We start from the raw sequence: 16757 nt of genomic DNA, 5'->3' as shown, positions 1-16757 counted from the left end.
ATGGCAAGGTCGGGGGATGACGACCTCCCGCTCTTCGCTGACTTCCGCCTATCTGCTCCTGGTGCTGACCACGCTGTTCTGGTCCGGCAATTTCGTACTCGCCCGTGCCACCCATGCCAGCATTCCGCCCTTGACGCTATCGTTCGCGCGCTGGGCGATCGCGCTGTTGGTATTGCTGCCGTTCGGGCTGAAGCCGGCATGGCAGCAGCGCGCGCTGTGGCTACCCTATTGGCGCCGTTTGCTGGCGCTTGGGGTGTTCGGCATCGCCGGCTTTAATTCGCTGGTGTATCTGGGGGTGCAGGAAACCACCGCCACCAATGCGGTGCTGATGAATTCGTTTATTCCCATCCTGATTGTGCTGCTGGGTGCGCTGTTTTTCGGCATCAAGGCCAGCGCCCTGCAGTTGCTGGCGATTTTGCTGTCGTTTGCCGGCGTGCTGACCATCGTCGCGCACGGCGAGCTGGCGCGCCTGATCCGCCTCGAGATCAACCACGGCGATGTGGTGGTATTTGCCGCCATGCTGGCGTGGGCGCTGTATACCCTGTTGCTGCGCGGCCTGCCGGCCGGGTTGAACCGCCTGGGTTTGCTTACCGTGCTGGTGGTGATCGGCCTCTCCTGCATCACGCCGTTTTTCCTGCTCGAATACGCCAGCGGGCAGCGTGCGCCGCTGAACACCACCACGCTGATTACCTTCGCCTACGTCGGCACCCTGCCGTCGGTAGCCGCCTACTATTTCTACAACCTCGGCGTTGCCCGCGTCGGACCGGCCAGGGCTGGCAGCTTCATCCACCTGATGCCGATGTTCGGCGCCTTGCTGTCGGTGCTGTTTTTGGGTGAGGCCTTTCATGCCTATCACGCCGCCGGGATCGCGCTGATCCTGTCCGGCGTGTGGCTGGCCGCGCGTGCGAACCGCTGACACGAGAGGAGACAACGATGAGTGAACAGGACAAACAGGCCGGCCTTGAAATGCGCACCCGGGTGATGGGCGAGGAGTTCGTCGCGCGCGCGATGGGTAGCGCCGACGCCTTCTCGCAACCGCTGCAGGACTGGGTCAACGAGCATGCCTGGGGCAGCACCTGGCAGCGCGGCGGCATCGAACTGAAAACCCGCAGCCTCGTCACCTGCGCGATGCTGGCCGTGCTCGGGCGCAGCACCGAACTCAAGGGCCATCTGCGCGGCGCGCTCAACAACGGCGCGACCCTTACCGAAATCCGCGAAGTGCTGCTGCACGCCGGCGTCTACGGTGGCGCACCGGCGGCGGTGGAAGCGTTCCGCGTTGCGCGCGAACTGATGGCAGAGCTGGGGCTGGAGATGGTGGAGTAGGGGGGCTTAGCCGGTAACGCCGGGGTAAGCCTTGTGCTCTGCCGGCCTCTCAGCCCACCCGTTTTATTCCTAAGAACCTGTTCACGATCTGCTGCGCATCAGCGATACGGCGTTGAAAACGGTTTCGAAATGCTCATGTACCACCTGTACATTCCGCTTTCTCAGCCGTTTTCGCCTTGTCTCGCCCTCGCTCGCGAGATCGTGAACACGCTCTAACACCAATTTGTCGAGGTGCCATGTCTTATCCATCCCCAGCCTTGGTGGTGCAAGCGCAGCTTGATGCTTACAACGCTAAAGATATTGACGCGCTACTTGAAACCTACGCACCGGACGCTTCACTGTATGCGCTGCATGGAGAATGCCTGGCACAAGGCCATGACGAGATGCGGCTGCGATTCATTGCACGCTTTGCCGAGGCTGACCTGTACGCTGACCTGATTTCGCGCTCGCAGATGGGCGATATCGTCATCGATCACGAGCGGGTGACGCGCAATTTTCCCGAAGGCGTTGGCAGCATGGAAATGCTCTGCATTTACGAAGTCAGGCAAGGGCGGATCCATAAAGCTTCATTTGCCATGGATGAGCAGCGGCTTCATTTTGTGGAGCGGTAAATAGGGATGCAGGGGCAGGTCATTAACCGTCCATCGTCAGCTTGAGCCTGAGTGGATGGTGGGTTACGCAGTGTGTCGGCCGCCTCCATGGTGCCCTTGAACGCTACATCATTGCAGGCGGGTTCATGCTTTGGCCTCGGCTAGAGGCCTGATCGCTCATAAAGGATGGAAGATGGAGACAGGACTGCAGCAGTTATTGCGTGAGCTTGAACAGTTTGGCGAGGGCAATGATGCAACGATCAGTGATCGTCCCCGGCGCATGCTCAATATTACCCGCAGCACCGGGGAGTTGTTGGGCGTGCTTGTTCGTAGTGCCAAGGCAAGGCAAGTGCTGGAGATCGGCACATCGAATGGCTATTCGACGCTATGGCTTGCCGAGGCATGTAGGGCGACAGGAGGGCAGGTCCATACCGTAGAGTTTTCTGAATTCAAGTGTCAGCTGGCACGCAGTAACTTTGAGCGCTCGGGCCTGGGCCAACAGATTATCTTGCTGCAAGAAGATGCAGGGCATGTGCTGGCAGAGACAGAGGATGATGCATACGATCTGATCTTTCTCGATTCAGAGCGCTCAGAATACCTTGGCTGGTGGCCTGAGCTGCGGCGTATTCTGCGACCCGGCGGTTTGCTGGTCGTTGACAATGCCGTCTCCCACGAAGCGGAAATGGTGGGGTTTATGGCACAGGTCAAAGCGGATCCTGCATTCTTCTGTTGTGTGGTTCCGGTCGGTAATGGTGAATTCATGGCGACCCGGGCTGTGAGGGAAGATGCGCCGGTAGCGCCAGAGTAAGCCACCGCGTAGGGATGCCTTTGTCGCTGGTGGGTTACGGCCTTCGGTCTAAGCCTCCCTACCCATCATGCGCGTGTGGTTGAATCTCGATGGCATGTGGCGCACGATACAGCGTCAACCCACAAGGAGCAGTCCATGCCTACCATCACCCTGCGCGGTAATCCTATCGAAGTTTCTGGCAGCCTGCCTGCCGTCGGCTCTCAGGCTCCGGCCCTGAATCTTACCAACGGCGATCTGGCCGAGGTGACACTGGCCGATTTTGCCGGCAACAAGATCCTGAATATTTTCCCCAGCGTCGACACCCCGACCTGCGCCACCTCGGTGCGCAAGTTCAACGAGCAGGCCGCCGGTCGCGCTGGCGTGACCGTGCTGTGCATCTCGGCCGACCTGCCGTTCGCGCAGAAGCGCTTCTGCGGCGCCGAAGGTATCGAGGGCGTGGTCAATCTGTCGACCTTCCGCCACCCCGAGTTCCGCAGTACCTGGGGCGTCGAGTTCGCCAGCGGCCCCTTGCAGGGCCTGACTGCGCGTGCGGTGGTGGTGCTGGATGCCGACAACAAAGTGTTGCATAGCGAGCTGGTGAGCGAAGTCGGGCAGGAGCCGGACTACGCCGCCGCGCTGGCGGTGTTGTAAGCACCAGGGTGGTGGGGCGCCACTTCTGGCGCCTGCTCTGCCTGTTTAAACCAGCTCATCTCGCCCAGCAATAGCGCCGAGGCCTGATCCAGTCGTTGCGTCATCGGGGCAATGGCGGCCATTTGCTGTTCGATGGCTTGGGCCTTGTCCGACAGGTGGCGGCTGGTGTCGACGATCTGTCGCCCGCTGGCCTCCTGCTCTTCGCCCGCCTCGCCAATTTCGCCAACCTTGTGGCTGACTTCGCTCAGCGCCGCATCGACAGCGGCCAGCGTCTCTGCCAGCACGTTTTGCGCCTGGCGGCTATCGTTGCCGGTGACACCGGCGTCCCGGATCGTGCCGTCGAGCACGCCAGTGGCGTTTTCTATCTGCAGCAGTGCCTGGCTGATGCCGTCGGTGGCGTCGCGGGTGCGTTCGGCCAGTTTGCGCACTTCATCGGCGACCACGGCAAAGCCGCGGCCGCTCTCGCCGGCGCGTGCCGCTTCGATCGCCGCATTGAGCGCCAGCAGATTGGTCTGGTCGGCGATATCGCGGATCAGCGTGCTGACCTGACGGATATTGTCGCTGGAACATTTCAGTTCACTCATCTGCAGCGAAACAGCATCGATGCGTTCGAGCAGGCTTCCCATTTTGACCGCGCCCTGTTCGCATGCGCTGCGGGCGCTGGCGGTGCGGCGCGTCACGTCGGCGGTGCCGGCTTCGATCACTGCCAGATGGCGGGCGATCATGGCGGCCGCTTCATCGACGCGGCTGGCTGCATGGTGTGACACGCTGGCTTCTTCCGCCTGTGCCGTGCTGATGGCGATCACCTGCTGGGTCAGCCCGGACAGCAGCGTGTTTTCATGTGCACCGGCCGCTGCATGGCTGTGGACGCGGGACAGCAGTGTCGACAGTTTTTCCAGAAAACGGTTGATGCCTTGCGCTGCGTGCGACAGTTCATCCTTGCCCGCTTCGGGCAGGCGCGTCGACAGCCAGCCCTCGGCCAGACGGCCGGCAGCCTGGTCGATGGCGCGCAGACGGCGTTTGAGCCAGTGGGCGATCAGCCCCTGCGACAGCACCACGGCGAGACAAGCCAGAGCCAGCGGCCCGAGCACCAGCAACAGCAGCTGGTCGAGGTCGCGGGAAATCTGCAGATTGTCCCGTTCCGTCTGAGTCTGCAGGCGCTGGAGATCCTGATCCAGCCGTGTGACCAGTGGTGCCAGAAAGCTGCTGTAGGCGGACTCCGGGATGGCAAGTGCGTCTTCCGGTGCGGTGGCGGCAATTTGCAGTGCCGAGGCCATCTGCTGGTGGTATTGCGTCCAGCTGGCGGCAACCGCGCTGCGGAACGCTTCGTGCTCGCTGGCCGGCAAGGCCGCCAGCACCTTTGGCAGCAGGCGGGCGTAAGTGGCGTCGGCACGCTTGAGCCTGACGGCCGTTTCATCCAGCAGCGGGTCGGCGCGGGACAGGGCCAGCGCCTCGCTCTTGAGGGTGTACAGCTGGATGCCGAGCGCCTGTTGCTGGCGGTTGCGCTCCAGCTCGCCCAGTGTCCGCTCCAGCAAATAGGCGCTGCTGGCCATGACCAGCAGCAGGCAGGCGAGGGTAAACGCAACCGAGGACCACAGGCGCTGGCTGATCGTCATTCTCTGGCACCATTTTATATGAATGGCCGCAGCTTAACCTTGGGTGGTTAAATTTTTATGACAAGTAATAGCCGGCGTGCAAGGCTGGGTAGCGCATTCGTGCAGCCAGTCTATCAACACCTGCAGTCGCTTGGGGACGGCCGCGTAGGGCGGGTGAACCAGATAATAATCATAGTGGCCGGGCTGGGTGAAATTGCCGAAGGGCAGGATCAGTTCGCCCTTGTCGATGCGCTTTTGTACCAGCTGATGGCGGCCGATAGCGATGCCGCCATGGTTGAGCGCCGCAATTACACATAGATCCGAGCGGTCAAAGGTCAGGCTACGTTCGGGCAACAAGGCATCCATCTGGTGATGACGCGCCCACAAGCGCCATTCGGCATCGTAGGCCGCGTTATGCCAGGCCAGCGAATCGTGCAGCAAGGTGCAATGGCGCAGATTGTCCGGCGTGTCCAGCAAACCATGCTGATGGGCATATTCCGGGCTGCACACCGGCGCGATCATCTCCCCCATCAGCTTGCTGCCGACCAGACCGGGAAACTCGCCATCGGCGTAGTACAAGGCCAAGTCGATGGCTTGCGTGCGGAAGTCGACGTTATCGTTACCCACGCGGATATCCAGCGAGATATGCGGGTAACGGGCGCTGAAGTTGGCCAGACGCGGCACCAGCCAGCACTGAGCCAGTGACGGACGGACATAGAGCGCGATGGCGCCGGCCACTTCGGCTTGCGGTGTCTGCTGCAATGCCTCTGACAGCTCCCCCATCGCTCCTTGCAAAATGCGGTAGATGCGCTCGCCGTCTTCGGTCAGGGCGACCCTCCGGGTCAGGCGGTGGAAGAGTGCAAGTGACAGGCTTTGTTCCAGACGGGCGATACGGTGGCTGACGGCGCTGGCGGTCAGGCAGAGCTCTTCGGCGGCGCGGGCGAAGCTCAGGTGGCGGGCCGCCACCAGAAAGGTATGCAGGTTGGCGAACTGGGCGTTGGTGAGCTTGGCGCCCATTCTTGGCGAAAGATTCAACATGGTCGCATTGTACCGGAAAGCCGGATGCAAACCGCCCGGGCCTGCCGCAATCAGCGCGCCCGGGCAGTGCAGGGTGTCGACGTTTAGGCCAGTAGTGCCCGGCCTTTGGCCAGATAGGCTTCCATTTCAGCCGGCGGCACCATGCTGCCACCGGTACCCCATACCAGATGGGTTGCATTGGCCATGCGCTCGGCGCTCAGGCCGATGCGGGCACGGTAGCCCTGTGTTTCCTGCAGTACCCGCGCCATGCCCTGCACGCCTGCCAGTGCCGAAGGCTCCATGCGGATGCCTTCCAGCTGTTCGGCCAGTGCCAGATAGCGATACAGCGTTTCATCGCTGACGGTGTAGTAGCCGTCCAGCAGGCGCTGCATCGCCTTGCCGACAAAACCGGAGGCACGGCCGACCGCCAGTCCGTCGGCGGCGGTGACGTTATCGATGCCGAAGTCCTGCACCGACACCGCGTCGTGCATGCCGGTATGGACGCCCAGCAGCATGCACGGCGAGTGGGTCGGTTCGGCAAAGATGCAGTGTACGGCATCGCCAAATACCAGTTTCAGACCGAAGGCCACCCCGCCCGGGCCGCCACCAACGCCGCATGGCAGATAGACGAACAGCGGGTGTTCGGCGTCGACAGTGATGCCGGCGGCCGCGATCTGGCGCTGCAGGCGCTCGGCGGCAACGGCGTAGCCGAGGAACAGGCTGGTCGAATTTTCATCGTCGACAAAGTGGCAGCTAGGATCGGATTCGGCCTGTTTGCGGCCTTGTGCCACCGCGACGCTGTAGTCGGATTCATATTCAACCACGGTCACGCCATGGGCGCGCAGCTTGTCCTTCTTCCACTGGCGGGCATCGGCCGACATATGCACCGAGGCCTGGAAGCCCAGCTGTGCACTCATGATGCCGATGGACAGGCCGAGGTTGCCGGTCGAGCCGACCGCGACCTTGTATTGGCCGAAGAAAGCGCGCATGGCATCGCTGTCCAGTTTGGCGTAGTCGTCATCGATGGTGAGCAGGCCGGCAGCCAGCGCCAGGTCTTCGGCATGCTTGAGCACTTCATAGATGCCGCCGCGTGCCTTGATCGAACCGGAAATCGGCAGGTTGCAATCTGCCTTGAGCCACAACTGGCCGGCAGATTCCTGGTCATGACGCGCCATCAGTTCGGCTTGCAGCTTGGGCATGGGCAGAATGCCCGACTCGATAATACCGCCGCTGGCGCGGGTTTCCGGGAACACCTGCATGATGTAGGAGGCAAAGCGGTCCAGACGGGCACTGGCATCGGCCACATCGGCAGCGGTCAGGCCGACATCTGCCAGTGCTTCTGCCGTCGGTGCGATGCCAGGGTTGAACCAGCTGGTTTCCTGCAAGGCGATCAGTTCATTGATCAGCGGGTAGCTGGCGCACCAGCTTTCAATTGTTTTGCCCAGAATCATGATGTTGCTCCTGTATCAGATAATAAGTTTGATCGTGTGTTGTCTGTAGTCTGCTTAAATCACGCGCGACAACAGCAAGGTCAGTCCCAGTGCGACCACGGAGGCCAGCACGGTACCGCCGGTAAATTTCTTCAGTGCATCGGATAGCGAGACACCCAGATATTCCTTCACCACCCAGAATGCCGAGTCGGTGACGTGGGTCCAGCCGATAGCGCCGGCGCCGATGGCAATCACGATGATTTCACGGCTGTAGCCGGAGTTATCGCCCAGCATAGGCAATACCATGCCGGCCGCGCTGATCATGGCAACGGTGGCCGAGCCGACGGCGAAGTGCATCAGCCCTGCAATCAGCCAGGCCAGTACGATAGGGTTCATGTCCAGTTGTGCCAGCGTACCGGCCAGAACCTTGCCCACGCCGCTGTCGATCAGGATGCCGTTGAAGGCACCGCCGGCACCGATGATCAGCAAGATGCTGGCCAGTGGCGGGAAGCATTTGTCGGTCAGCACCAGCAGGTCGGCCATCTTCAGGCCGCGACGCAGCCCCAGCGACCAATAGGCGAACATCACCGCAATCGCCAGCGCTGGCAGCGGGTTACCCAGAAAGGCAACCACTTCGTAGCTGGTGGTGCCTTGCGTCAGCCCCATGGTGGCAACCGTTTTGCCTACCATCAGCAATAGCGGCAGCAGGATGGTGAACAGGGTGATGCCGAAGCCGGGCAGATCCTTGCGCTCGCTGCTGTCACAGCGCTCTTCCAGAAAAGCCTGCTGGGTAGAAGGTGCTTCACGCTTGCATACCAGATTGATCCAGACCGGGCCGGCGATGATGGCAGTCGGCAAGCCCACGATCAGGCCGTACATGATGACCTTGCCTACATCGGCGCCCAGCATGCCGGTAATTGCCATGGCGGCAGGGTGGGGTGGCAGCATGCAATGCACCACCATCAGCGAAATGGCCAGCGGCACGCCCAGATACAGCATATTGAGGCGAGTTTCTTTGGCGACGACATAGATCAGCGGAATTAGCAGCACAAAGCCCACTTCGAAAAAGACCGGAATGCCGGCGATGAAGCCGACCAGCATCATCGCCCATGAAGCGCGATCCTTGCCCAGCGTCTGCAGCAGGGTCTTGGCGATGCGCTCGGCTCCGCCGGATTCTTCCAGCATTTTGCCCAGAATGCTCCCCAGACCGATAATCGCCGCCAGAAAGCCCAGCGTGCCACCGACCCCGTTTTCGAACGAGGCGGCAATCGAGGTGAGCGGCATGCCCGAGCCGATGCCGACCACGAAACAGGCCGCCATCAGTGCAAGAAAAGCATGAACCCGGACTTTGACGATCAGTACCACAATCAGCACGATGGCCAATAGCAATACCAGTAATAAACCTGTACCACCTTGCATGACATCTCCCGGAATATTGGCCGCTTACGCATCGTGAGCGTGCCTGATGGGAGCGATTAGACAGCTGTTGCCCTGTCACTGGCAAAGGATGGTTTTTCAGGTGACAGATGATTTGTGTGCATGTATGGCAGCGGGTGCTGCGTGCAGCTGGAAGCGTGCTTCAGCCGTCGTGGCAGGAGGTGGACGCAGGCGCGGGAGTCCGCGCCTGCAGGGTTTCAGTTCGCTGCTCTTCAGCCCTTGTGCTTATTCATCAGCCGCACATAGTGCTCGGCCGAGTACTTGAAATAGGCGATCTCGTCTGCCGTCAACGCGCGCACCTTTTTCACCGGATTGCCTAGATACAGATGGCCCGACTCCAGCCGTTTGCCCGGCGGCACCAGCGAACCTGCCCCGACCAGTACATGCTTTTCGATATGCGCACGATCCAGCACGATGGAGCCGATGCCGACCAGCACCTCGTCGTCTATGGTGCAGCCGTGCAGCGTCACATGGTGGCCGATGGTCACATGCTTGCCGATGACTAGCGGCGCGCCCAGCGGATCGGATTCTTTTTTGTGGGAGACATGCAACATGGCGAAGTCCTGCACATTGCTGCCTTCACCGATGGTGATGCTGTTTACGTCGCCGCGAATGACCGCATACGGCCATACCGAGCTGTCTTTTTCCAGTGTGACCTCACCGATGACCACGGCTGCCGGGTCGATATAGGCCGAAGCGGCCACATTTGGTGTGATGCCATCAAAAGAACGCAGGTTGTGATTCATCGGGCTGTCCTCATCTTGTCGTTTGATGCTGCCTATCATACAGGCGAGCCCCGACCAAGGATGACATAACGATGAATACCAACCCGCTGCTCGATTTTTCTGGCCTGCCCCGTTTCGATGAAATCCGCGCCGAGCATGTCGCGCCCGCCATCGACCAGCTGCTGGCCGAGGCGCGTGCCGCCGTCGCTGCTGTGACCGCCAATAGCGACACCCCGGGCTGGGACAATGTCGAAGGCCCGCTGACCGATGCCACCGAGCGGCTGGGGATCGCATGGAATGCGGTCTACCACCTTAATAGCGTGCTCAACATGGACGGCATGCGCGATGCGTTCAATGCCGCTCTGCCCAAGGTGTCCTTGTTCGGCACCGAGCTTGGGCAGAACCTTGAGCTGTTCGCCAAGTATCAGGCTTTGCGTGCCGCCGGCGATTTTGCTGCCTGGCCACAGGCGCGCAAGACCGTGATCGAAAATGCGCTGCGCGACTTCCGTCTGGCTGGCGCCGAGCTGCCGGACGAGCAGAAGGCGCGCTATGTCGAGGTATCGACGCGCATGTCCGAGCTGTCGGCCAAGTTTTCCGAGAATGTGCAGGACGCGACCGATGCCTGGGTGAAAATCATTGCCGATGAAGCTGAGCTTGCCGGTGTGCCGGACGACGCGCGTGCCATGTTTGCCGCGATGGCGGCGGCCGATGGCAAGGAAGGCTTCAAGCTGACCCTGCAGTTTCCTTGCTATTTCCCGGTGATGCAGTATGCCGACAAGCGTGAACTGCGCGCCGAGGTGTATGAAGCCTACGCCAAGCGCGCGTCAGAATTCGGCCCGGCGGAGCAGGACAACACCCCCATTATGCGCGAGAAGCTGAAACTGGCACGCGAAGAAGCGCAGTTGCTGGGTTTTGACTCCTACGCCCAGCTGTCGCTGGCCACCAAGATGGCCGAGTCGCCGGAGCAGGTGATTGCCTTCCTGCGCGATCTGGCGGTGCGCGCCAAGCCGTATGCGGCGCAAGACCGCGCCGAGCTGGAAGCCTTTGCCCGCGAAACGCTGGGTCTGGAGTCGCTGGAAGCGTGGGACATCGCCTACGCCAGCGAAAAGCTGCGCGAACAGCGCTATGCCTTCTCCGAGCAGGAGCTCAAGCAATACTTCCCTGAGCCGCGCGTGCTGGACGGCCTGTTCGGCGTGGTGAAAACCCTGTACTGCGTCGACATCCGCAAGGCGGAGGCGAAGGTATGGCACGACGATGTGGACTACTTCGAGATCGTCAAGGATGGCGAGCTGATCGGCGGTTTTTACCTTGATCTTTACGCGCGCGAAGGCAAGCGTCCGGGCGCGTGGATGGCCGACGTATTCGGCCGCCGCGCCAAGGCTGGCAAGGTGCAAAAGCCGGTGGCCTTCCTCACCTGCAACTTCACCCGCCCGGTTGGCGACAAGCCAGCCGTATTTACCCACGACGAAGTGATCACCCTGTTCCACGAGTTCGGTCATGGCCTGCACCACCTGCTGACCCGCGTCGACGAGCTGGGCGTGTCCGGTATTTCCGGCGTCGAGTGGGATGCAGTCGAGCTGCCATCGCAGTTTATGGAGAATTTCTGCTGGGAATGGGATGTGCTGCAGGGCATGACGGCGCAGGTGGACAGCGGCGAGCCGCTGCCCAAGCTGCTGTTTGACAAGATGATCGCGGCCAAGAATTTCCAGAACGGCATGATGACGGTGCGCCAGCTGGAGTTTTCGCTGTTCGACATGCGCATGTACCACGAGATGGATGCTGACGGCGACTGGATGGCGCTGCTGGACGCGGTGCGTGACGAGGTGGCCGTCAACCGTCCGCCGGCCTATAACCGCTTCCCCAACTCGTTCAGCCATATCTTCGGTGGCGGCTATGCCGCCGGCTATTACAGCTACAAGTGGGCGGAAGTGTTGTCGGCCGATGCCTACGCGGCATTCGAAGAAGCGGGCGGCGCCAACCCGGAAACTGGTGCACGTTTCTGGAACGAGATTCTGGCCGTAGGCGGTTCGCGCCCGGCGCTGGAATCCTTCCGTGCCTTCCGTGGTCGTGACCCTCAGATCGACGCGCTATTGCGCCATGGCGGCATGGTTGAAGCGGTGCATTAAGCACAAACTATATGTTTCCATTCAAAAGCCACCGGTGTAAATCCGGTGGCTTTTTTGTTTCCATTTGGGATGCCTGAAGGGGGAGAAATTACATTGGCCTGCTATTTTGAGTAGACAGGCGTCTCTCAGACAGGAGCACAAGGCATGAGTAGCGAAGCTGGCGCACAAGAACAGACAACAACAGGGCTGCATCGCAGCTTGCAGGCACGCCATCTGACCATGATCGCGATAGGCGGAGCCATCGGCACCGGCCTGTTTGTCGCCTCCGGCGCTTCGGTTGCGCAGGCCGGGCCGGGGGGCGCGGTGGTGGCTTATCTGGTGATCGGCATCATGGTGTATTTCCTGATGTCCAGCCTCGGCGAGATGGGGGCGTATATGCCCGAATCCGGCTCGTTCACCCTGTATAGCGAGCGTTTTGTCGATCCGGCTTTCGGCTTTGCCCAGGGCTGGAATTACTGGTTCAACTGGGCGGTGACCATCGCCGTTGAACTGGTGGCGGCGCAGATTGTGATGGCATTCTGGTTTCCCGACGTGCCCGGTTACTGGTGGAGTGCTCTGTTTTTGACCATCTTTGTGTTGCTGAATGCTTTTTCGGTCAAGAGTTTCGGCGAGGGGGAATACTGGTTTTCCATGGTCAAGGTCGCCGCAGTGGTGGTGTTCCTGCTGGCCAGTGTCTTTATGCTGTTGGGTGTGCTGGGCAAGGGGCCGGCACCGGGGCTATCCAATTTCACCATGGGAGAGGCGCCGTTTGTCGGTGGTCTGGGCGCTATTATCGGTGTGGCGATGATTGCCGGCTTTTCCTATCAGGGGACCGAACTGATCGGTATCACGGCAGGCGAGGCCGAGCATCCGGAAAAAACCATACCCAAAGCCATACGTCAGGTGTTCTGGCGTATCTTGATCTTCTATGTGCTGTCCATTCTGATGATCGGCCTGTTGCTGCCGTATAACGATCCCTTGCTGCTCAGAAGCAATGTCAAGGATATCGCGGTCTCGCCCTTTACCCTGGTGCTCGAAAAAAGCGGCGTCATGGCGGCGGCGTCCATCATGAATGCGGTGATCCTCACGGCCATTCTGTCTGCGGGCAATTCGGGCATGTACGCCTCTACCCGTACCCTGTATTCGATGGCGCTGGACGGGCAGGCGCCCAAGGTGTTTGCCAAACTCAGCAAGAACGGCATCCCGATTTACGCGCTGCTGATGACGACTGTGGTTGGGGCCTTGTGCTTTTTTACCTCGCTGGTCGGTGATCAGGTGATTTACCTGTGGCTGCTCAATCTGTCCGGGCTATGCGGTTTTCTTGCCTGGCTGGGTATTGCCATTTCGCACTACCGTTTCCGCAAGGGCTTTATCGCACAAGGGCGTTCCTTGTCCGAACTGCCTTACCGTGCGCGCTTCTTTCCCTTCGGCCCCCTGTTCGCCTTCAGCTTGTGCCTGTTTATCGTGCTCGGGCAAAACTATGAAGCCTTTTTCGAGGCCAATATCAACTGGAACGGCATCATCGCCACCTATATCGGTTTGCCGCTGTTTTTGCTGGTGTGGCTGGTTTACCGCATCAAACACAAGACCCGGTTTGTGCGGATAGACGAGATGCAATTCCCGCCCAGGGTAGAGCCTGCGCGCAAAGCGGATGATAGTTGACTAAAACGTAAGGGGTTTGCACAAGGCTGCGTGCAACCCTGTTTCAGGCTTGTGCTGCTGGGGTGGATGTGGGTTTCACAGGAGACTATGGATATGAAAAAATTAATGGTGTTGGCCATCGCTGCCTTGCCGGCAGCGGCAATGGCCGATGTGGAAATCTACGGCAAGATGACCGGCGAGATTGCCCGCAACAAGACGGCGACGGCGACCTATCCGGATAACAGCGCAGGCCAGACTGCGGGTTCATTTGGCGCTACCACCGAGATAGATAGCGCATCCGGTGTGAACTCGCATATCGGCTTTCGCGGCAATGAAGCCTTGGGCAATGGCCTGAAGGCGATCTGGCAGCTCGAGCAGGGTATTGATTTTACCGATGGCGGGTCGGGCAATACCTTTGCCACACGTGACAGCTTCGTCGGCCTGGCCTCGGATGACTGGGGCTCGGTCAAGCTGGGCCGCATCAGCACCTTTCAGAACTCGAATATGGAGTACGTCGACCCATGGACGTATAACGGCAACACCCACGTCAACGGCAGCAATATATTTACCCGCACCGATGGCAGGGTGGACAGCGCCATCCGCTACGACAGCCCGACTCTGCTCGGAGGTCTCGACTTTGCCCTGTTGTACGGTTTTAGCGAGCCGGGCAATGGCCAGCCCAAGCAGAACACCTTCAACTTCGGCGTGTCGTATAACTGGGATGCTTTTACTGCTGCGTATAGCTATCTGAATTATCAGAACAATAATGAGGCTGAGACATCTCCTGCTCTGGGGCAGCGTTTCGAACTGATGTACAGCGAAGGCCCGTTGTATCTGGCCGCTGGCTATCAGCAAACCAGAGGTTATGGTGGCAACCTGTGGCCGGCAGCAAATCCGGGTTTTGACACGCTGGGGAACACTAACTACAAAACCCGCGAGGCCGAGCTGACCGCGTCCTATAGCCTGGGCAACTTCACGCCGCGCCTGACCTACGCCTATGGCTGGGATGTTGACGCAAACGGCTCCAAACAGTCAGACACCGGCTACAAGCAGTGGGTTGTCGGTACCGATTACCAGATTTCCAAACGCACCATGAGCTATGTCTCGTATGGCCATGTCAAATATGGCCAGAACGTGCCGTTTTATAGCGGCAGCGGCACCGATAGCGAATACACCTTGGGGGTCGGTGTTTCCCACTCGTTCTAGGCAGGTTCCGGTATAAGCAAAACCGCCCGATAACGGGCGGTTTTGCATTATCAGCGGCTGGCTTCCGGCTCGTCCCGCTCGGGTGAACCCAGCGTATGGCGGTGGCGGAAGGTGGGGGTGCGCAGCGCGAATGACGGCGCAATCGGGGTCAGGGTGGTACGATTCGGATTCTGCGTCGGGCAAATTGCCCGTGCATCGGTGTGCTGCAAACGCTTGTCTTGAGCTCGCAAAAGGCTCTCTCCGTTGATATGACGATTTGATTCTAGGCCGCAGGTGAGCGGGCTGACAATGTTTCTTGCGGCGAGTGTTGTTTAATTGATTAAACGTATTGTTTAACGGATTGGGTTTATTGATGAAATTGGCTACCTGGAATGTCAACTCTCTCAAGGTGCGCCTGCCACAAGTCTTGCAATGGCTGCAGGATAATCCGGTCGATGTCTTGTGCCTGCAGGAGCTGAAGCTGGATCAGGACAAGTTTCCGCAGGAAGAGATCGAGGCGGCCGGTTACCGCGCAGCCTGGCTGGGACAAAAAACGTATAACGGCGTGGCGATTCTGGTGCGCAGCCCTTTGACCTTAAGCGATGTGGTCAGCGGTATTCCCGGTTACGACGATGTACAGCGCCGGGTGATCACCGCCACGGTAGGCGGGGTGCGCGTGATGTGTGCCTACTTCGTCAACGGCGAGGCGGTCGACTCGGAAAAGTACCCGTACAAGCTTGCCTGGCTCGCGGCACTGGAAGGCTATGTGGCAAGCGAAGTGGCTGCACATACCGATTTCGCCTTGCTGGGTGACTACAATATCGCACCCGACGACCGCGATGTATATGACCCCGAGGCTTGGCAGGGCAAGGTCTTGTGCTCGGAACCCGAGCGCGCCGCCTTCTTCCGCCTGATTGCGCTTGGCTTGTCCGATTCTTTCCGCCTGTTTAATCAGGACGACAAGCAGTACAGCTGGTGGGACTACCGTGCGATGATGTTCCGCCGCAATCTTGGCGTGCGCATCGACCACATTCTGATCAGCGATTCGCTTAAGGCGCGGGCGCTGGCTTGCGATATCGACAAGGTGCCGCGCAAATGGGAGCGTCCATCCGATCACACGCCGGTGGTGCTGACACTGGCAGCGGAATAGTCCTTACTATTTGTTCTGAATCAAGAGTATGTGCTATCCATGTTGGCAGGGAGGCCGGCTTGCCGGATGATGGCCGGCAAGCCGAATGCCTGGGAGCCTGTGTGGATTACGCTTTTGACAACCGCCTCGACTTTACCCTGTTTGATAAGCTGCAACAGCAGCAGGACAGTGCGCCGCATTTTCATCCTTACAGCCAGCTGGTGTTTCCCCGTAGCGAAGGCGTGCTGGTCGCGATCGGAACGGCAGAGCCGGTCGAGCTGGCGGCGGATGCCGTGTTATTTATCTCGCCTTTTGTCCGGCACCATGTGACGGTTCGAACCGCCGATGCGCGCTGGGATTCGCTGGCGATCAATCTGGCCCGCCTGGGGCCGGAATTTTTCAACTCGCACTATCTCACGCCTATCCAGGATCTGCTGCGCCATGGTTTTGCCGGCCTGCTGTTTCACGGCGGCACCGCCATGCATGCGCGGCGTGATTTTTTCATGATCCGCAATAGCTTTCGCATGGAGTATCTGATTTCCATCCTGCAGATACTGCATACGCTCAGTACGGCGCGTGAATGGCACCCTTTGGCTTCGGAGCAGAATCATCCGGTCGAACAGCGGGATATCCAGCTGTGTCTGACCATCAGCGAATACATCCGCGAGCACCTGTCTGAGCCGCTGGATATTGCGCATGCGGCAAGTCTGGTCCATATGTCCGAGTCCAGTTTCAGCCGCTTTTTCAAGCGCTTCTTTGGCAAGCCATTTCATGCCTATCTGATCGACAAGAAAATGGAGGCGGCAGATTATCTGCTGTTTGCCACGCGTTTGCCGATACAGGAGATTGCCGACCGTCTGGCCTTCAATTCAGCCTCGCATCTGGCCATGACTTTCAAGCGCCATCGGGGTATGACCCCGGGCGAATATCGTAGCCGGCAGAATGAGTGATGTGCCCGTCAGAGAAAAAAGCCGGCCCTTTGGGCCGGCCTTTTTTATGGTTTAACGCAAGCTTCAGACCGCAGCCTTGGTAAAGAAGCCAGCCGGTAAGGCTGGCTTTGGCTAGATCCGCTGGGAAATGATCAGTACCACTCGATACCGGCTTTTTCGGTCGAGATCACGGTACCGGCTTCGCCTTTAACG

16 protein-coding genes are annotated in these 16757 nt (G+C 59.7%); 10 read left to right on the top strand and 6 right to left on the bottom strand.

Annotated elements, in window-relative coordinates:
• Window positions 1-16 precede the first annotated feature (16 nt).
• The 5 genes from GQF02_RS14590 to tpx all read left to right on the top strand — a co-directional run bounded on the left by GQF02_RS14590 (window position 17) and on the right by tpx (window position 3351).
• Window positions 17-916 (top strand): DMT family transporter, encoded by a 900-nt coding sequence (locus GQF02_RS14590; RefSeq protein ID WP_160798104.1) that lies wholly within the window; start codon window positions 17-19, stop codon window positions 914-916.
• A gap of 17 nt (window positions 917-933) precedes the next feature.
• On the top strand, window positions 934-1323 hold the full coding sequence (locus GQF02_RS14585) for a carboxymuconolactone decarboxylase family protein (protein WP_160798102.1): 390 nt from the start codon (window positions 934-936) through the stop codon (window positions 1321-1323).
• Between the two features lie 236 nt (window positions 1324-1559).
• Window positions 1560-1934 carry a nuclear transport factor 2 family protein gene (locus tag GQF02_RS14580; RefSeq protein WP_160798100.1) on the top strand — a complete coding sequence of 125 codons (375 nt, stop codon included), beginning with the start codon at window positions 1560-1562 and terminating at the stop codon, window positions 1932-1934.
• Window positions 1935-2106: 172 nt separating this feature from the next.
• Complete coding sequence (locus GQF02_RS14575) at window positions 2107-2721, top strand: O-methyltransferase (protein ID WP_160798098.1); 615 nt, start codon at window positions 2107-2109, stop codon at window positions 2719-2721.
• Between the two features lie 135 nt (window positions 2722-2856).
• Window positions 2857-3351 (top strand): thiol peroxidase, encoded by a 495-nt coding sequence (tpx, locus tag GQF02_RS14570; RefSeq protein ID WP_124736484.1) that lies wholly within the window; start codon window positions 2857-2859, stop codon window positions 3349-3351.
• Here the strand turns inward: tpx and GQF02_RS14565 are convergent.
• From GQF02_RS14565 to GQF02_RS14545, 5 genes are all read right to left on the bottom strand, one after another.
• Window positions 3324-4967, bottom strand: coding sequence for a methyl-accepting chemotaxis protein (locus GQF02_RS14565; RefSeq protein WP_160798096.1), 1644 nt, complete (start codon window positions 4965-4967; stop codon window positions 3324-3326). The genes tpx and GQF02_RS14565 overlap by 28 nt on opposite strands.
• A gap of 33 nt (window positions 4968-5000) precedes the next feature.
• Window positions 5001-5984 (bottom strand): DNA-binding transcriptional regulator DsdC, encoded by a 984-nt coding sequence (gene dsdC / locus GQF02_RS14560; protein WP_124736486.1) that lies wholly within the window; start codon window positions 5982-5984, stop codon window positions 5001-5003.
• Between the two features lie 83 nt (window positions 5985-6067).
• Window positions 6068-7414: a D-serine ammonia-lyase gene (dsdA, locus tag GQF02_RS14555; protein ID WP_124736487.1), complete on the bottom strand. Its 1347-nt coding sequence runs from the start codon at window positions 7412-7414 to the stop codon at window positions 6068-6070.
• A 54-nt stretch (window positions 7415-7468) separates the two neighbouring features.
• Entirely contained in the window at window positions 7469-8812 is a 1344-nt protein-coding gene (locus GQF02_RS14550) for a GntT/GntP/DsdX family permease (RefSeq protein ID WP_124736488.1), read from the bottom strand.
• Between the two features lie 230 nt (window positions 8813-9042).
• Window positions 9043-9576: a gamma carbonic anhydrase family protein gene (locus GQF02_RS14545; RefSeq protein WP_160798094.1), complete on the bottom strand. Its 534-nt coding sequence runs from the start codon at window positions 9574-9576 to the stop codon at window positions 9043-9045.
• Window positions 9577-9647: 71 nt separating this feature from the next.
• Here GQF02_RS14545 and GQF02_RS14540 point away from each other — a divergent pair, with 71 nt between their 5' ends.
• The 3 genes from GQF02_RS14540 to GQF02_RS14530 all read left to right on the top strand — a co-directional run bounded on the left by GQF02_RS14540 (window position 9648) and on the right by GQF02_RS14530 (window position 14507).
• Entirely contained in the window at window positions 9648-11681 is a 2034-nt protein-coding gene (locus tag GQF02_RS14540) for a M3 family metallopeptidase (RefSeq protein ID WP_160798092.1), read from the top strand.
• A gap of 144 nt (window positions 11682-11825) precedes the next feature.
• The gene (locus GQF02_RS14535; RefSeq protein ID WP_124736491.1) at window positions 11826-13322 is read left to right on the top strand and encodes an amino acid permease; all 1497 of its coding nucleotides are present in this window, start codon (window positions 11826-11828) and stop codon (window positions 13320-13322) included.
• 93 nt (window positions 13323-13415) lie between these two features.
• Complete coding sequence (locus GQF02_RS14530) at window positions 13416-14507, top strand: porin (protein WP_160798090.1); 1092 nt, start codon at window positions 13416-13418, stop codon at window positions 14505-14507.
• Between the two features lie 50 nt (window positions 14508-14557).
• Here GQF02_RS14530 and GQF02_RS14525 read toward each other — a convergent pair whose 3' ends face one another.
• A complete protein-coding gene (locus tag GQF02_RS14525) occupies window positions 14558-14737 on the bottom strand; it encodes a hypothetical protein (protein WP_160798088.1) in 180 nt (59 codons plus the stop codon).
• 122 nt (window positions 14738-14859) lie between these two features.
• On the opposite strand from GQF02_RS14525, the gene xth reads away from it, so the two are divergent.
• Both xth and GQF02_RS16175 read left to right on the top strand, forming a co-directional pair.
• Window positions 14860-15636, top strand: a complete 777-nt coding sequence (gene xth, locus GQF02_RS14520; RefSeq protein ID WP_160798086.1) for an exodeoxyribonuclease III — start codon at window positions 14860-14862, stop codon at window positions 15634-15636.
• Between the two features lie 101 nt (window positions 15637-15737).
• On the top strand, window positions 15738-16565 hold the full coding sequence (locus tag GQF02_RS16175) for an AraC family transcriptional regulator (protein WP_160798084.1): 828 nt from the start codon (window positions 15738-15740) through the stop codon (window positions 16563-16565).
• Window positions 16566-16757 lie beyond the last annotated feature (192 nt).

Origin of the sequence: Craterilacuibacter sinensis (genome assembly GCF_009831765.1) — a bacterium.
Taxonomy (GTDB): Bacteria; Pseudomonadota; Gammaproteobacteria; order Burkholderiales; family Chromobacteriaceae; genus Craterilacuibacter; species Craterilacuibacter sinensis.
The sequence above is the reverse complement of the archived record's forward strand: the minus strand, read 5'-3'. Positions and strand labels throughout refer to the sequence as shown.

What these genes read in the sequence shown, in the direction of transcription:
- GQF02_RS14590 (WP_160798104.1), top strand. Translation starts at nt 17, where the DNA reads ATGACGACCTCCCGCTCTTCGCTGACTTCCGCCTATCTGCTCCTGGTG.
- GQF02_RS14585 (WP_160798102.1), top strand. Translation starts at nt 934, where the DNA reads ATGAGTGAACAGGACAAACAGGCCGGCCTTGAAATGCGCACCCGGGTG.
- GQF02_RS14580 (WP_160798100.1), top strand. Translation starts at nt 1,560, where the DNA reads ATGTCTTATCCATCCCCAGCCTTGGTGGTGCAAGCGCAGCTTGATGCT.
- GQF02_RS14575 (WP_160798098.1), top strand. Translation starts at nt 2,107, where the DNA reads ATGGAGACAGGACTGCAGCAGTTATTGCGTGAGCTTGAACAGTTTGGC.
- tpx (WP_124736484.1), top strand. Translation starts at nt 2,857, where the DNA reads ATGCCTACCATCACCCTGCGCGGTAATCCTATCGAAGTTTCTGGCAGC.
- GQF02_RS14565 (WP_160798096.1), bottom strand. Translation starts at nt 4,967, where the DNA reads ATGACGATCAGCCAGCGCCTGTGGTCCTCGGTTGCGTTTACCCTCGCC.
- dsdC (WP_124736486.1), bottom strand. Translation starts at nt 5,984, where the DNA reads ATGTTGAATCTTTCGCCAAGAATGGGCGCCAAGCTCACCAACGCCCAG.
- dsdA (WP_124736487.1), bottom strand. Translation starts at nt 7,414, where the DNA reads ATGATTCTGGGCAAAACAATTGAAAGCTGGTGCGCCAGCTACCCGCTG.
- GQF02_RS14550 (WP_124736488.1), bottom strand. Translation starts at nt 8,812, where the DNA reads ATGCAAGGTGGTACAGGTTTATTACTGGTATTGCTATTGGCCATCGTG.
- GQF02_RS14545 (WP_160798094.1), bottom strand. Translation starts at nt 9,576, where the DNA reads ATGAATCACAACCTGCGTTCTTTTGATGGCATCACACCAAATGTGGCC.
- GQF02_RS14540 (WP_160798092.1), top strand. Translation starts at nt 9,648, where the DNA reads ATGAATACCAACCCGCTGCTCGATTTTTCTGGCCTGCCCCGTTTCGAT.
- GQF02_RS14535 (WP_124736491.1), top strand. Translation starts at nt 11,826, where the DNA reads ATGAGTAGCGAAGCTGGCGCACAAGAACAGACAACAACAGGGCTGCAT.
- GQF02_RS14530 (WP_160798090.1), top strand. Translation starts at nt 13,416, where the DNA reads ATGAAAAAATTAATGGTGTTGGCCATCGCTGCCTTGCCGGCAGCGGCA.
- xth (WP_160798086.1), top strand. Translation starts at nt 14,860, where the DNA reads ATGAAATTGGCTACCTGGAATGTCAACTCTCTCAAGGTGCGCCTGCCA.